Raw genomic sequence first — 15,715 nt, 5'->3', positions numbered from 1 at the left:
CGTAAGAGGTGATAGCCGAGGAGGGAATACGAGCGGCGTTCGTGGCGCTGTTCAACTCCCCGGTTGCCCTTGCGCCGTCGGTCCATCCCCACCGGCGGTCGTCGGCTCCGACCCACAGTGGACGGGGTCGGAAGCCGTTTCCATCGTTCCGAGAGGTTGTTCGTGTCGGCCAGCACATCCCGTACGCTCCCGCCGGAGATCGCCGAGTCCGAGTCTGTGATGGCGCTCATCGAGCGGGGAAAGGCAGATGGGCAGATCGCCGGCGATGACGTGCGTCGGGCCTTCGAGGCTGACCAGATTCCGCCAACCCAGTGGAAGAACGTTCTGCGCAGCCTCAACCAGATCCTCGACGAGGAGGGTGTGACGCTGATGGTCAGTGCCGCAGAGGCGCCCAAGCGCACCCGCAAGAGCGTCGCAGCGAAGAGTCCGGCGAAGCGCACCGCCACCAAGACCGTCGCGGCCAAGACCGCCACGGTGAAGAAGACCACCACCGCGTCGGCCGCCGCCTCCGTGGCGGACCCGGACCCGGGTGAGTCCGAGGCCGCGCCTGTGAAGAAGGCTGCGGCGAAGAAGGTGACCGCCAAGAAGACGGTCGCGAAGAAGGCCACGGCCAAGAAGGCCACCGCGAAGAAGACCGCGGCCAAGAAGGACGTCGACGACCTGCTCGAAGAGGAGCTGACCGAGGAGACCCCGGCGCCCGGCAAGGGCGAGCCCACCGAACCCGAGGGTGCCGAGAACGCCGGCTTCGTGCTGTCGGACGAGGATGAGGACGACGCTCCTGCCCAGCAGGTCGCCGCGGCCGGCGCCACCGCCGACCCGGTCAAGGACTACCTCAAGCAGATCGGCAAGGTCCCGCTCCTCAACGCCGAGCAGGAGGTGGAGCTCGCCAAGCGCATCGAGGCGGGTCTGTTCGCCGAGGACAAGCTCGCCAACAGCGACAAGCTCGCGCCGAAGCTCAAGCGCGAGCTGGAGATCATCGCCGAGGACGGCCGCCGGGCGAAGAACCACCTCCTGGAGGCCAACCTCCGTCTGGTCGTCTCCCTGGCCAAGCGGTACACGGGCCGCGGCATGCTCTTCCTGGACCTGATCCAGGAGGGCAACCTCGGTCTGATCCGCGCGGTCGAGAAGTTCGACTACACCAAGGGTTACAAGTTCTCGACCTACGCGACGTGGTGGATCCGTCAGGCCATCACCCGCGCCATGGCCGACCAGGCCCGGACGATCCGTATCCCCGTCCACATGGTCGAGGTCATCAACAAGCTGGCTCGCGTCCAGCGTCAGATGCTTCAGGACCTGGGCCGCGAGCCCACCCCGGAGGAGCTGGCCAAGGAACTGGACATGACCCCCGAGAAGGTCATCGAGGTCCAGAAGTACGGCCGCGAGCCGATCTCCCTGCACACCCCGCTGGGTGAGGACGGCGACAGCGAGTTCGGTGACCTCATCGAGGACTCCGAGGCAGTCGTTCCGGCCGACGCGGTCAGCTTCACGCTCCTCCAGGAGCAGCTGCACTCGGTGCTGGACACCCTCTCAGAGCGTGAGGCCGGCGTGGTCTCCATGCGCTTCGGCCTCACGGACGGCCAGCCCAAGACGCTCGACGAGATCGGCAAGGTCTACGGCGTCACCCGTGAGCGGATCCGCCAGATCGAGTCCAAGACGATGTCGAAGCTGCGTCACCCGTCGCGTTCCCAGGTGCTGCGGGACTACCTCGACTAGCCCCAACGGCCCGACCACGCCGCGAGCCCGGCCCTCCACCTCGTGGAGCGCCGGGCTCGCGGCCGTCCGGGTGCGGAAGGCGTCCGTTTGGCTCACTCTGGGTGGGCGACCGCTGTCCCAGAGTCAGGAGTCCGTATGCGCCCGACCGTACGAGCCGCCCTCGGGGGCCTCGCGCTGATACTTGCCGTGCCGGCCTCGGCGGCCGCGGACGGGTCGGTGGTCGGGGGCAAGCCCGTCCGCCCCTCACAGAGCCCCTGGGCGGTGGCCCTGGCGTCGCACCAGCGGTTCGGAAACAAGCGCTCCGGACAGTTCTGCGGTGGCGTGCTGGTCGGGCACGCGACGGTGGTGACGGCCGCGCACTGCCTGGGTCGGGAAGTCCTCGGGCTGCCCTGGCGGGAGGTGAAGGACCTCAGGGTCGTCGTCGGGCGCAACAACCTCTCTGGCAAAGGGGGGCAGGAGGTCAAGGTCGCGAAGGTGTGGGTCAATCCGAGCTACAACACCTGGACCAACGAGGACGACATGGCCGTCATCACCCTGGAGAAGCGGGTGCCGAACCAGCCGATACCCATAGCGCGGCGGAACGACAGCGCCTACGCCGCGGGGAGCGCGGCCACGGTCTACGGGTGGGGTGACATGACGGGGGACGGCAGCTACGCGTCACGGCTGCGGTCGGCGCGGGTGGACGTCCTGGGGGACACGGTGTGTGCGCGGGCGTACCCGGGCAGTGCCGACGGGACCTTCAAGGCGGATTCGATGCTGTGCGCAGGGGAGCCCAAGGGCGGGCGGGATGCCTGCCAAGGGGACAGTGGTGGGCCGCTAGTGGTGCGAGGGCGGCTGGTGGGGCTGGTGTCGTGGGGGACGGGTTGCGGGCGTGCGGGCAGCCCCGGTGTCTACACGCGGGCGTCCGCGCTGCTCCCGGCGGTGCTGGCGCACGGCGCCGGCTGAGCGGTGCCGAGTCCCGGCGAGGGCCGTTAACGGACGAGTGCGGGCGGCCTTCCCGATGGTGTCGGAAAGACCGCCCGTCGCACGGCGTTGTGCCGCTACTCGCTCGTCGTGGATGCGATGTGTCAGCGTTCCTCTTCGGACGCAGACCTCGGGGTGGCGGTGAGCCGCTCCGTCTCGTCCTGTATTTCCGCGGCGATCTTCTTGAGTTCTGGCTCGAACTTGCGGCCGTGGTGGGCGCAGAAGAGCAGTTCTCCGCCGGACATCAGGACGACGCGCAGGTATGCCTGGGCGCCGCAGCGGTCGCACCGGTCAGCGGCCGTCAGCGGGCTCGCGGGTGTCAGAACAGTAGTCACGTCGCCTCTTCTCTAGCTCGACGAGCTGTCGTACCAGGGTCAACATCCAACCAGGCCGAAAACGTTCCCGCTCGTGCCTTTTCCCCGAAAAAATTCTTCGAGGGGGCCGGGTGCTGCCGGGTGGCGGCGAATGAGCCGTATTGCGTGGTGGTCTGATTCACGTTGGTTGGTGAAGTCTGCCCTCCCGGCTGGCTTGCCGGTCGTTGATGAGGACGTGCCCGGAGCCTAAATGGTTCATGCCTCGAAGGGAACGTGATGTGCACGTCACTCGGACGTCACCCCAACGAGCGATCGAACGTACGAACGAAATTCTACTACCATGGTCACGCTCACGGGTGGCGTCACATCGGCTCTACTGGGCCTCGGTACCCTCTCACCGGCGACACCGCCACAACCGAGTCCGCGGAATGCGGACTGTCAGAAATTCAGCGAGGAGCGAACCGCGTGACCGCCGAGATGTCCGTGCCGTCCACCGCAGTGCTGACCGGGGCAGACCGGGACGGTTCCAACTACACCGCGCGGCATCTGCTCGTCCTTGAGGGCCTGGAAGCCGTACGGAAGCGTCCTGGCATGTACATCGGCTCGACGGACAGTCGTGGGCTGATGCACTGCCTGTGGGAAATCATCGACAATTCCGTCGACGAGGCGCTAGGCGGCTACTGCGACCACATCGAGGTCATCCTCCACGGCGACGGGTCCGTGGAAGTACAGGACAACGGCCGCGGCATTCCCGTCGACGTCGAACCCAAGACGGGGCTCAGCGGCGTCGAGGTCGTCATGACCAAGCTGCACGCCGGTGGAAAGTTCGGTGGCGGGTCGTACGCCGCCTCTGGCGGCCTGCACGGTGTCGGCGCCTCGGTGGTCAACGCGCTCTCGGCGCGGCTGGACGTCGAGGTCGACCGCAGCAGCAAGACGCACGCGATCAGCTTCCGCCGCGGCGTGCCCGGTGCCTTCACCGGATCCGGCCCGGACGCGCCGTTCGAGCCGGCCAACGGGCTGCTCAAGGGGAAGCGCATCCCCAAGACCAAGACCGGTACCCGGGTGCGCTACTGGGCGGACCGGCAGATCTTCCTCAAGGACGCCAAGCTCTCCCTGGAGACGTTGCACGCCCGCGCCCGCCAGACGGCCTTCCTGGTGCCGGGCCTGACCATCGTGGTGCGCGACGAGCGCGGCATTGACGGCGCCGGCAAGACGGAAGAGACCTTCCGTTACGACGGTGGCATCAGCGAGTTCTGCGAGTACCTCGCCCAGGACAAGGCCGTCTGCGACGTCCTGCGGCTGAGCGGCCAGGGTACGTTCAAGGAGACCGTGCCGGTCCTCGACGAGCGTGGCCACATGACACCCACCGAAGTCACCCGCGAACTGGGCGTCGACATCGCCCTCCGTTGGGGCACCGGCTACGACTCCACGCTCAAGTCGTTCGTCAACATCATCGCCACCCCCAAGGGCGGCACCCACGTCGCCGGCTTCGAGCGTTCGGTGGCCAAGACCGTCAACGAGGTGCTGAGGTCCAGCAAGTTGTTGCGCGTCGCCGAGGACGACGTCGTCAAGGACGATGCCATGGAGGGCCTCACCGCCGTCGTCACGGTGCGGCTCGCGGAGCCGCAGTTCGAGGGGCAGACCAAGGAGGTGCTCGGCACCTCCGCCGCCTCCCGGATCGTCGCCCAGGTGGTCAGCAAGGAGCTGAAGGCGTTCCTGACCTCCACCAAGCGGGATGCCAAGCAGCAGGCGCGCTCCGTCCTGGAGAAGATCGTCGCCGCGGCCCGCACGCGTATCGCCGCCCGGCAGCACAAGGAGGCACAGCGACGGAAGACGGCGCTGGAGTCGTCTTCCCTGCCGGCCAAGTTGGCGGACTGCCGCAGCGACGATGTCGATCGCAGTGAGTTGTTCATCGTCGAGGGTGACTCGGCGCTGGGCACCGCCAAGTTGGCGCGGAATTCGGAGTTCCAGGCGCTGCTGCCGATCCGCGGCAAGATCCTCAACGTCCAGAAGGCGTCCGTCTCGGACATGCTCAAGAACACCGAGTGCGGGGCCATCATCCAGGTCATAGGAGCCGGATCCGGCCGTACCTTCGACATCGACACGGCTCGCTACGGCAAGGTGATCTTCCTCGCCGACGCCGATGTTGACGGCGCGCACATCCGTACCCTGCTGCTGACCCTCTTCCAGCGCTACATGCGGCCGATGGTCGAGCAGGGCCGGGTCTTCTCCGCCGTCCCGCCGCTGCACCGCGTCGAGTTGATCAACCCCAAGAAGGGCCAGGACAAGTACATCTACACGTACTCGGACAACGAGCTGCGGCAGACCCTCCTGGAGCTCCAGCGCAAGAACGTCCGCTACAAGGACAGCATCCAGCGCTACAAGGGCCTCGGTGAGATGGATGCCGACCAGCTCGCCGAGACGACGATGGACCCGCGCCACCGCACCCTGCGCCGGATCAACATCGGCGATCTAGAAGCCGCGGAGAAGGCGTTCGACCTGTTGATGGGCAACGAGGTCGCTCCTCGTAAGGAGTTCATCACCAACTCCGCGGCCACTCTGGACCGTTCGCGCATCGACACCTGATTCGGTCATGGCCTCGGTACGGGCGCCTCTCCACCTGAGGGTGGAGAGGCGCCCGTCGCCTTTTCCACCCGGGCCCCACCCTGGCGCCGATCCGGGGGACGGGCGGGTCTCCGTAGCGTCGGAAACGTCGAGATTCACCGTCCCACGGAGGCCCGGGCCATGAGTGGCTGGCTCAACATCGCTGTGCTCATCGCGGTTGTCGCGTTCGTCTTCGCGCGGCAGTTCACCGCGCAGCGCATCACGTCGGAAGGTCGGAAGTGGTGGTTGATGCCGGCCATCCTGTTCTTCATGGCGATGCGTGAGCCAGGAATCCTGGACCCAGCCCATCGCACCGCCTCCGTGGCCCTCCTGATCGCCACGCTCCTGATAGGGCTGGCCAGTGGCGCCGCATGGGCGTGGACCACGCGTATCTGGAACGACGAGAGCGGCGCGGTGTGGACCAAGGGGACCTGGGCGGCGGCCGGTGTGTGGCTCTGCGGGATGGTGCTGCGCGTGGGCCTCATGGGCATTGCCGCTGCCCTGGGTGTCCATCAGGGCAGCCCGGCGACGCTGATGTCCGTGGCGGCGATGTTGCTCACCCGGTCCGGAGTGACCGCTTGGCGGGCCCAGGGGATGCAGCGGACGTACCGTGTCCCTGTCGCAGGCTGAGCCCCTGCGCCACGTACTGAAAGGACCCCCCGTGCCGCCAAATGCCTGGACGAGGTGGCCGTTGCGGGAGTCACTCTCCCGTGCTGGCCTCAGCGAGACTCGTCTCTGGCTCGGTCGCGGCACCCGTGCCGCGGTGGTCGCGGGTCTGCTCTGGAGCACCTTCGCGGGCGGCACCTTCTCCGGTTGGGGACTGGCCGCGGCGGCCGCCGTACTGCTCGTCACTATGCTGGCGTTCTGGGGTCTGTTCCGGATGACCCTGGAGCGGCGGCTCTGGCCCGCTCTCGCGCTGTATGTCGTACTGGAGGCGGCCGCCCTCGGCTTCCTGTTGGTCGGCGCCCGCTTGCCGGCGACCGTCCTCTGGTGTGCCTGCGCCATGACGGCGATTGAGCGGCTGCCCCTCATCGCCGCGGTGCCGTGTTCCGCCGCGGCGCTCGGCGCGTTCGCCGTGGTCAACAGCGACAGCTGGTTGACCACCACCGTGACCGCTACCGGCCTGGCCCTGGCCGGCTACGTGGTACGCCTCGACGCGGAGGCACGGGGCAACGCCCAGCGGTTGTTGGCCCAAGAGCGCGCGGCCCGCAAGGCCGAGGCCGAAACCGCGGCGCTCGCCGAACGCGGCCGGATCGCCCGCGAGATCCACGATGTCCTCGCGCACAGCCTCAGCGCCCAGTTGGTGCATCTTGAGGCGGCTCGGCAGTTGATCCAACGCAGTGCCGACCTGGAGGCCGACCGCGAACAGCTGCTGGAGCGGGTGGTGGCGTGCCGCGGAATGGCCCGAGAAGGGCTTGACGGCACGCGTGAGGCGCTTTCCGCCCTGCGAGGGGAGACGATCCCGGTCGAGGACTTCCTGCGCCGCCTGGCGGCCGCTGAGGGCGCGCAACTAGACGTCACAGGGGCGCCGCGCGTACTGCCCGCGGAGGCGGGGCTTGCGGTCCGACGAGTTGCCCAGGAGGCACTCACCAATGTGCGCAAGCACGCACCGGGTGCCCATGTGAGCGTGTGGCTGGAGTACTTCGAGGGTGAAGTGGGGTTGGTGGTGCGGGACTCCGGCGGACGCGGCAAGCCGGGGGAACTCGCGCGAAGCGGTTCCGGGTACGGTCTCCTCGGGATGCGGGAGCGCGCCGAACTCCTCGGCGGAACGCTGGAGTCCGGCCCCGATGAGGAGGGTTTTGTGGTGCGGCTGCGGGTGCCGGCATGACGGGGCGTACGACGGCGCGCGTGGTCGTGGCTGACGACCAGACGGTCGTGCGCGAGGGAATCGTGATGCTGTTGGGGCTGCTGCCGGGAATTGAGGTCGTCGGTTCGGCCGCAGACGGCGACGAGGCGGTCCGCATGGTCGCCGAACTGGCCCCGGACGTCGTCCTGATGGACCTGCGGATGCCGCGTTGCGACGGAGTCGAGGCGACCCGTCGCATCCGTACGGAACACCCTGGCACGCAGGTCGTCGTGCTCACCACGTATGCCGACGACGACTCGCTGTTTCCCGCTCTGCAGGCCGGCGCCCGCGGTTACCTCACCAAGGACGCGGACGGCGACGAGATCGTCCGCGCCATCGACGACGTGTTGTCGGGTGAGGCCGGGCTGTCGCCGAAGATCCAACGCCGCTTGCTGGAACGCCTCGCCGAGCCCGTACGAAGCCGTCCCGAACCTCCCGCCGAGCCTCCGGACGGGCTGACCGCACGGGAGGTGGACGTGCTGCGTCTGGTCGCGACAGGGCAGAGCAATCCGGAGATCGCCCGTACGCTGCATGTCTCCACGGCGACGGTGAAAACGCACATCAACAACCTCTTCGCCAAGGCGGGACTGCGCGATCGGGCACAGGCCATCCACTACGCCTATCGGCACGGCCTGGCGGAGCCTCCGGGGACGCCGGAGCCGTAGCTCGGGAGGTGGGCTTCGGGCCCATCCCGGCTTCGGGTGTGAGGTTGTTGCTGGCAGTTCGGGGTGCGTGTTTCGGGGTGTGTGGTGGTCTCCGCGCTGGGGCAATTCGCTTCTCTGGGCGGGGAGTAGGCCCTGTGTGAGGGGGCGTGGCATGGCCAGTTGGGGCCGCGGGGTTGGGCTGTCGCGGGGGCGGAGTGGAGTTATCCACAGGCGCTGCGCTTGCGGATTGTGTGTGCGTAGCCTCGCAGGGTCAGGTTCGAAGGTCGGCGATCCGTCGCCTCGTGGTGATGGCTGCCGCTGAGCGCGCTGCGCTGAGGCGGGTGAGAGACGCCGGTCTGGACGCGCGCGGGGGAGCGTGCGGAGGGGGAGTTAGGGATGTTGTGGGTTGTGGGAGCCGGCGCGGGGGCGTCGGGGCTGGTGCCGAGGGGCGAGAGGAACCGCGGTGCCGTGCTGCGAGGCGTGGGACCGTCGTTCGGCCTGGGGCTGGTTGCGACGCTGGGACTGGCGTTGGGGGTCGCGCTGGCTTGCGCAGTGGGGGCGGGCGGAGGACAGAGCGGTGGAATGCGGCACTCCGCGCGAGGAGGGAAAGCAACGGAGCCTGATCCGCCGCCGACTTCAGAACCGCGGAAGCGCCGGCAGGGGGCGCCGCCCAGCGGTAACTCAGGCCCTGAGCGCGGTGATGGACGCGACCGCCATACGCGTCGGTGGACCGAGCGGCGCACCACAGCTGGCGGGCGTCGGAGCACCGTCGGTCCGCTGATCGACTACCACCCGCCACGCGCGCCCGTCGGCGTGCGCAACGTCAACGGCCCAACTGCGAACGGCATTCGCCAGCGGTCCGTCTCCCGGCGCTCGCCCGGAGGCACCGGACGGTTCGGGCCGCATCGGATCGGTCCCTACGACGTCGAGTGCGTCCGCGCGCCACTCACGGATCAGCTCCCGGACCGCGAGATCGGCGGCCTGGGCCGGCCGATCCCACGTCGATCGGCCCCGGCACTGGTCGAGCGCGATGCGGCCACTGCGGGCCGATTCCACGACGTCCTTGACCAGTTGGGTCGAGGCGCGTCCGTAGGCGTAGCCGTAGGGGAGGACGAAGAGAGTGGGGGAGAAGCGGTGGCCGCCGATGTGCGTGACCTCCCAGGTCGCGCAGCCGTCGGTGGCGAGCTGAGCGGCCAGCGGGCGGCCGAGGAGTGCACAACAGCGGTCCCGTTTGCCGTTGGTGCACACAAGCACCACAGGTTCGCCGGTGTACGGCTCCCAGAGACCGTGATGGTCTCCGGCTCCCAGGGAGGCGAAGTCGAGTCCGAGCGCGACTTTCGGGTCGGTGACGGTGGTGGTGCGGAGCCAGGAACGGCCCGGCGAGGTGTGAGCGAGGAACATGCGGCGGCGGGTGGTGCCGTGGAGATCGGCATGGCGACCCGGGCGACGGATGAGGGCGACGCGTACGCCGGTCCCTTCTGCTGCGGCTTCCAGGGCCCGGCCGAGGTGCGGATCGAGGTGGCTGTCCGTCAGCGCCTTGGCTCCCCATGGCCCGGTTTGCTCGATCAGCAGCCAGGTCCGGGCGGTTGCGGCCGTGCCGGCGAGGGGTTCGGCCGCTTCAAGGGAAGCGATAGCGCATGTGCTCACAAAGGCGAGCCTAACCCGGAGGGTGGTGCCCGGAATGCCGGGAGAGTGATGGGGCACGCAACGGCTCGCGGCGGTGGTGTGTCCTGCCTGCGGTACAGCGGAGTCGGGCGTGGGGGTCGGTTGCTGCGGGGCGGTAGTCGGGTGCCAGTGGGCGGTAGGAAGCCGGGGCGGCGGCGCACCGGGACGGTGGGACCAGGGCGGGATGCGGGCGCTTAGGCGTTGCTGCCCGTAGGTGGCTGGCGCTGACGTGGCTGGTCCTCAGGGGGTTGGTGTGGTTGCCTGCGGGCCGCAGCTAGGTCTCGGTCGTGGACACCTGGTGGGTGTGGGGTCGTCGGCGGTGTACGCCGTTCACGGTCGCCGTTCAGGAGCGTGGCTTGATGCCGTAGGCGGAGGCCGTGGGCGGGCGTAGGTGGGCCGGGCTCTGACCGCAAGCGGTCGGTTACGATCGGCAGCTCGTCCGCCGCCGGTCCGTGCGGCCCGCCACCCGCACCATGGAGGCGTCCCTTGGCCACTCAACAGATCCCGGTCGTCGTGCTCGCGGGCTTCCTGGGGTCGGGCAAGACCACCCTCCTGAACCACCTGCTGCGGGCCGGCGACGGCACCCGGATCGGTGCGATCGTCAATGACTTCGGCAGCATCGAGATCGATGCCATGACGGTTGCCGGCCAGGTGGACTCCATGGTGTCGCTGGGCAACGGATGCTTGTGCTGCGCCGTCGACACCAGTGAGTTGGATGACTACCTTGAGCGGCTGGCTCGCCCCGCCGCCCGTATCGACGTGATCGTCATCGAGGCCAGTGGGCTGGCTGAGCCGCAGGAACTCATCCGCATGATCCTCGCGAGCGACAACGAGCGGATCGTCTACGGCGGGCTGATCGAGGTCGTCGACGCGGCGGAATTTGAGGACACGCGTGTCCGGCACCCTGAGCTGAACCGGCACGTCGGGATCGCGGATCTCGTAGTGCTCAACAAGGCCGACCGGCTCTCGGACGAGGCACGTCAGAAACTTGCCGACACGCTTGCGGAACTCGCCCCGGGCCGGCCGGTGATCTGCACGGCCTACGGGCGGATCGACCCGGAGATGTTCTTCGACCGCGGGCAGGGGGAGGCTCGTGACGCGGCAGTCCGCCAGCTGTCCTTCGAAGACCTGCTACGTGAGGCTTCCGCGCAGGGGGCTCCGGGACAAGGCATCGGTGGTGGTCACGAGCATGACCATCAGGACTGCCATGGTTGCGACCACCATCATTCCGGGCATCTCCACGCCGCGTACGAGAGCGTGGAGTTCACCTCCGTCGAGCCGATGCACCCGCGCCGACTGATGGAGTTCCTCGACAGTCGTCCCTCCGGCCTCTACCGCATCAAGGGGTTTGTTCACTTCGACGTGCCGGAGAACCGTCAGAGGTTCACGCTGCACGCGGTCGGCAACTTTCTGCGCTTCTATCCCGAGCCGTGGCCGAAGGGCGAGGAACGGTGCACGCAGTTGGTGATGATCGGCAGTGGCATCGACGCGCCCGCGCTGCGCAAGGAGCTGGCGAACTGCCGGCAGGAGGTGCCGGCGGAGGCCGATGAACACAGCATGTGGGGCGTGTTGCGTTACGTGGCCTCGCGGGAGGAATGACGGGGCAGTTGGGCGGTGTTCCGGTGACTCCCCGTGCGCGAGACGCGCGGCGTCTGCGGGAGTGCGGGGCGTGGCTCCGTAGCGTCACGAGTTGAGCTGATGCCAGCGAGTTGTTGTCGTGGATTGTCGCCAAGGAGCCCGGCAAGCCAAGCGAGACAGCTCCCGACACACGCAACAGACGCCGCCGAGGCGGTGGTTCACCACCCCGGCGGCGTCCGTCGTGTGTTGGGTCGGTCGTCGTTACACGGGGCCGGCCAGGGCCGATACCGGCTTGGCCAGGGCCACGCCGGAGCCATCCCGGCGGGGGTCCGGCTCCGGCAGCGGAACCGGGGCGCCCTTGGCGTCAGCGGCCCGCACCGGCGCCGGGCCGACCCACGCCAGCGTCAGGCAGTCCTCCCCCTTCAAGAACCGCTGGCAGCGCACGCCGCCGGTCGCCCGGCCCTTGCGCGGGTACTGGTCGAACGGGGTGAGCTTGGCCGTCGCCACCGAGTCGTCCAGCGTGCCGTGCGATCCGGCGACCGTGAACACCATGGCGTCCGCGGCCGGATCCACGGCCGCGAAGGCGAGCACCTTGGCGCCCTCTCCCAGCTTGACGCCCGCCATACCACCCGCCGGCCGGCCCTGTGGCCGCACCTGCGACGCCGGATAGCGCAGCAACTGCGCCTCGTCGGTGATGAAGACCAGGTCCTCCTCGCCCGTGCGCAGCTCGGCCGCGCCCACGATGCGGTCGCCCTCCTTGAGGGTGATGACCTCCAACTCGTCCTTGTTGGACGGGTAGTCGGGCACCACGCGCTTCACGACGCCCTGTTCCGTACCGAGCGCGAGACCCGGTGAGGACTCGTCCAGCGTCGTCAGGCACACCAGCTGCTCGTCGTCCTGGAGGCTGAGGAACTCCGCGATCGCCGCACCACCGGCGAGACTGGGCGCCATGGTGTCCGGGAGCTGCGGCAGATCGATCACCGACAGTCTCAGCAACCGGCCTTGGGAGGTCACCGCCCCCACCTCGCCGCGCGCCGTAGCCGGCACCGCCGAGACGATCGCATCGTGCTTGACGCGCTTGGCGTCCGGGTCGAACGACGTCTCCGCCGTGGTGGTGCGCGCCAACAGGCCCGTGGAGGACAGCAGTACACGGCACGGGTCGTCGGAGACCTCCAGCGGTACCGCGGCGACGGTGGCCCCCGCCGACTCCTGGAGGACCGTGCGACGCGGCGTGCCGTACTTCTTGGCGACCGACGCCAGCTCCCCCGAGACCAGCTTGCGCAGTTCGGCGTCCGACTCCAGGATCCGGGTCAGTTCCGCGATCTCGGCCTCCAGCCGGTCGCGTTCGGCCTCCAGCTCGATCCGGTCGAACTTGGTCAGCCGGCGCAGCGGGGTGTCGAGGATGTACTGGGTCTGCACCTCGCTCAGCGCGAAGCGCTCCATCAGGCGTTCCTTGGCCTGCGCGCTGTTCTCGCTGGAGCGGATCAGGCGGATGACCTCGTCGATGTCCACCAGGGCTGTCAGCAGGCCCTCGACCAGGTGGAGTCGGTCGCGCCGCTTCGTGCGCCGGAACTCGCTGCGCCGGCGCACCACCTCGAAGCGGTGGTCGACGTAGACCTCCAACAGCTCCTTGAGGCCCAGCGTCAGCGGCTGGCCGTCGACCAGAGCGACGTTGTTGATGCCGAAGGACTCCTCCATCGGCGTCAGCTTGTAGAGCTGTTCCAGGACGGCCTCCGGGTTGAAGCCGTTCTTGACCTCGATCACCAGCCGCAGACCGTGCTCGCGGTCGGTGAGGTCCTTCACGTCCGCGATGCCCTGGAGCTTCTTCGCCCCCACCAGGTCCTTGATCTTGGAGATGACCTTCTCCGGGCCGACGGTGAAGGGGAGTTCGGTGACGACCAGGCCCTTGCGGCGGGCGGTGACGTTCTCCACCGTGACCGTCGCGCGGATCTTGAACGTGCCGCGGCCCTTCTCGTAGGCGTCCCGTACGCCGCCCAGTCCCACGATCCGGCCGCCCGTCGGCAGGTCCGGACCCGGCACGAAGCGCATCAGGGTGTCCAGATCCGCGTTCGGATGCTTGATCAGGTGCCGGGCCGCGGCGACCACTTCACCGAGGTTGTGCGGCGGCATGTTCGTCGCCATGCCGACGGCGATGCCGGACGCCCCGTTGACGAGGAGGTTCGGATACGCGGCGGGGAGCGTGACCGGTTCCTGCTCCTGGCCGTCGTAGTTGGGCGTGAAATCGACGGTGTCCTCGTCGATGGACTCCGTCATCAGGGACGTCGCCGACGCCATCCGGCACTCGGTGTACCGCATCGCGGCGGGCGGGTCGTCATTGCCCAGGGAGCCGAAGTTGCCATGCCCGTCCACCAGGGGCACCCGCATCGAGAACGGCTGCGCCATGCGCACCAGGGCGTCGTAGATGGAGGCGTCACCGTGCGGGTGGAGCTTACCCATCACCTCGCCGACGACCCGGGCGCACTTCACATAGCCGCGGTCGGGCCGGAGGCTCATCTCGTTCATCTGGTAGAGGATGCGGCGGTGTACGGGCTTGAGGCCGTCGCGGGCGTCCGGCAGGGCGCGCGAGTAGATGACCGAGTACGCGTACTCAAGGAAGGAACCCTGCATCTCATCGACGACGTCGATGTCGAGGATCCTCTCCTCGAAGTCGTCCGGCGGCGGGGTCTTCGTGCTGCGGCGGGCCATCGCGGCTGCGGCTCCTTCTGCTGCGTCTACTGCCGATGTGGGAACAACGCTGTTGGGTCAACGCCTACGACCAACGCCGTGATCAACGTTGACCGGTCGGCCGGCGGACCGACCGACGAGTCCGATGAGTCTGACGCCGACCATTGTGGACCGCCCCACTGACAACGCTCACCACGACTCCCCCCTTATCGCCCCACCGTCGGCTCCGGTGCCCGATCGTGGCCTTCCTGACGGGAACTTCGCCAGATGCCGACGCGGTTGCATACAGTGACAGAACTTCCTCGCAAGCGGATCGAAGGGACGTACATGCCCATGGGTCACACGGCCACAGAACAAGCCGGCTCCGGCGGCCTGACAGCGACCGAGCACCGGCTGGCCAATGGCCTGCGCGTGGTGCTCTCCGAAGACCACCTGACGCCGGTGGCGGCCGTCTGCCTGTGGTACGACGTCGGCTCGCGTCACGAGGTGAAGGGCCGTACGGGCCTGGCGCACCTCTTCGAGCACTTGATGTTCCAGGGGTCCGCGCAGGTGAAGGGCAACGGCCACTTCGAACTCGTCCAGGGTGCCGGCGGCTCGCTCAACGGGACCACCAGTTTCGAGCGCACCAACTACTTCGAGACCATGCCCGCCCACGAGCTGGAGCTCGCGCTCTGGCTGGAGGCGGACCGGATGGGCTCGCTGCTGACCGCGCTCGACGAGGAATCCCTGGAGAACCAGCGCGACGTCGTCAAGAACGAGCGCCGCCAGCGTTACGACAACGTCCCTTACGGCACGGCCTTCGAGAAGCTGACGGCCATGGCCTACCCGGAGGGCCACCCGTACCACCACACCCCCATCGGGTCGATGGCCGATCTCGACGCCGCCTCCCTGGAGGACGCGCGGGCCTTCTTCCGCACCTACTACGCGCCCAACAACGCGGTCCTGTCCATCGTGGGCGACATCGACCCCGAGCAGACGCTGGCCTGGGTGGAGAAGTACTTCGGCTCGATCCCTTCGCACGACGGCAAGCAGCCGCCGCGCGACGGCAGCCTGCCCGAGACCATCGGCGGCCAGCTCCGCACCGTCGTCGAGGAGGACGTCCCCGCGCGTGCCCTGATGGCCGCCTACCGTCTCCCGCACGACGGCACCCGCGAGGCCGACGCCGCCGACGTGGCGCTCACCATCCTGGGCGGCGGCGAGTCCTCCCGCCTGTACAACCGCCTGGTGCGCCGCGACCGTAGCGCCGTCGCCGCCGGCTTCGGTCTGCTGCGGCTGGCCGGTGCGCCCTCACTGGGCTGGCTGGACGTGAAGGCGTCCGGTGGCGCGGAGGTCCCCGCCATCGAGGCCGCCGTCGACGAGGAGTTGGCCCGCTTCGCCGAAGAGGGGCCGACCCCGGAGGAGATGGAGCGGGCCCAGGCCCAACTGGAGCGCGAATGGCTGGACCGGCTCGCCACGGTCAGCGGCCGCGCCGACGAACTGTGCCGCTACGCCGTCCTGTTCGGCGACCCGCAGCTCGCGCTCTCCGCCGTCCAGCGCGTCCTGGACGTCAGCCCGTTGGAGGTGCAGGCGGCCGCCAAGGCCCGGCTGCGCCCCGACAACCGCGCCGTGCTCGTCTACGAGCCCACCGCGCAGCCCGACGCCGCCGGCACCGAGGAAGAGGAGGCGGCCAAGTGACCGACGCCACCACCCCAGCAGACGCCCCC

11 protein-coding genes are annotated in these 15,715 nt (G+C 68.7%); 8 read left to right on the top strand and 3 right to left on the bottom strand.

Going from position 1 to position 15,715, the window contains the following annotated elements; genetic code table 11:
- Positions 1 to 162: 162 nt before the first annotated feature.
- Both ACFVFQ_RS12865 and ACFVFQ_RS12860 read left to right on the top strand, forming a co-directional pair.
- On the top strand, positions 163 to 1,713 hold the full coding sequence (locus ACFVFQ_RS12865; RefSeq protein ID WP_383413436.1) for an RNA polymerase sigma factor: 1,551 nt from the start codon (positions 163 to 165) through the stop codon (positions 1,711 to 1,713).
- 135 nt (positions 1,714 to 1,848) lie between these two features.
- Entirely contained in the window at positions 1,849 to 2,658 is an 810-nt protein-coding gene (locus ACFVFQ_RS12860) for a serine protease (RefSeq protein ID WP_383413433.1), read from the top strand.
- 122 nt (positions 2,659 to 2,780) lie between these two features.
- Here ACFVFQ_RS12860 and ACFVFQ_RS12855 read toward each other — a convergent pair whose 3' ends face one another.
- A complete protein-coding gene (locus ACFVFQ_RS12855; protein WP_039632042.1) occupies positions 2,781 to 3,011 on the bottom strand; it encodes a hypothetical protein in 231 nt (76 codons plus the stop codon).
- A gap of 444 nt (positions 3,012 to 3,455) precedes the next feature.
- Here ACFVFQ_RS12855 and ACFVFQ_RS12850 point away from each other — a divergent pair, with 444 nt between their 5' ends.
- The 4 genes from ACFVFQ_RS12850 to ACFVFQ_RS12835 all read left to right on the top strand — a co-directional run bounded on the left by ACFVFQ_RS12850 (position 3,456) and on the right by ACFVFQ_RS12835 (position 8,105).
- Positions 3,456 to 5,576 (top strand): type IIA DNA topoisomerase subunit B, encoded by a 2,121-nt coding sequence (locus tag ACFVFQ_RS12850; RefSeq protein WP_383413429.1) that lies wholly within the window; start codon positions 3,456 to 3,458, stop codon positions 5,574 to 5,576.
- 159 nt (positions 5,577 to 5,735) lie between these two features.
- Positions 5,736 to 6,224, top strand: a complete 489-nt coding sequence (locus ACFVFQ_RS12845) for a DUF1453 domain-containing protein (protein WP_383413426.1) — start codon at positions 5,736 to 5,738, stop codon at positions 6,222 to 6,224.
- A 31-nt stretch (positions 6,225 to 6,255) separates the two neighbouring features.
- On the top strand, positions 6,256 to 7,422 hold the full coding sequence (locus ACFVFQ_RS12840) for a sensor histidine kinase (RefSeq protein ID WP_383413423.1): 1,167 nt from the start codon (positions 6,256 to 6,258) through the stop codon (positions 7,420 to 7,422).
- Positions 7,419 to 8,105 (top strand): response regulator, encoded by a 687-nt coding sequence (locus ACFVFQ_RS12835; protein WP_383413420.1) that lies wholly within the window; start codon positions 7,419 to 7,421, stop codon positions 8,103 to 8,105. The genes ACFVFQ_RS12840 and ACFVFQ_RS12835 overlap by 4 nt, the downstream gene beginning before the upstream one ends.
- Positions 8,106 to 8,765: 660 nt before the next feature.
- On the opposite strand, the gene ACFVFQ_RS12830 is transcribed toward ACFVFQ_RS12835, so the two are convergent.
- Positions 8,766 to 9,731, bottom strand: coding sequence for a sucrase ferredoxin (locus ACFVFQ_RS12830; RefSeq protein ID WP_383413417.1), 966 nt, complete (start codon positions 9,729 to 9,731; stop codon positions 8,766 to 8,768).
- Between the two features lie 504 nt (positions 9,732 to 10,235).
- Here ACFVFQ_RS12830 and ACFVFQ_RS12825 point away from each other — a divergent pair.
- Complete coding sequence (locus ACFVFQ_RS12825) at positions 10,236 to 11,348, top strand: CobW family GTP-binding protein (RefSeq protein WP_383413415.1); 1,113 nt, start codon at positions 10,236 to 10,238, stop codon at positions 11,346 to 11,348.
- A 240-nt stretch (positions 11,349 to 11,588) separates the two neighbouring features.
- On the opposite strand, the gene ACFVFQ_RS12820 is transcribed toward ACFVFQ_RS12825, so the two are convergent.
- A complete protein-coding gene (locus ACFVFQ_RS12820) occupies positions 11,589 to 14,033 on the bottom strand; it encodes a DNA topoisomerase (ATP-hydrolyzing) subunit A (protein ID WP_383413412.1) in 2,445 nt (814 codons plus the stop codon).
- 312 nt (positions 14,034 to 14,345) lie between these two features.
- Here ACFVFQ_RS12820 and ACFVFQ_RS12815 point away from each other — a divergent pair, with 312 nt between their 5' ends.
- Entirely contained in the window at positions 14,346 to 15,686 is a 1,341-nt protein-coding gene (locus ACFVFQ_RS12815; RefSeq protein WP_383413664.1) for a M16 family metallopeptidase, read from the top strand.
- The last annotated feature ends 29 nt before the right edge of the window (positions 15,687 to 15,715 follow it).

The organism is Streptomyces sp. NPDC057743, from assembly GCF_042798755.1.
Taxonomy (GTDB): Bacteria; Actinomycetota; Actinomycetes; order Streptomycetales; family Streptomycetaceae; genus Streptomyces.
The sequence above is the reverse complement of the archived record's forward strand: the minus strand, read 5'-3'. Positions and strand labels throughout refer to the sequence as shown.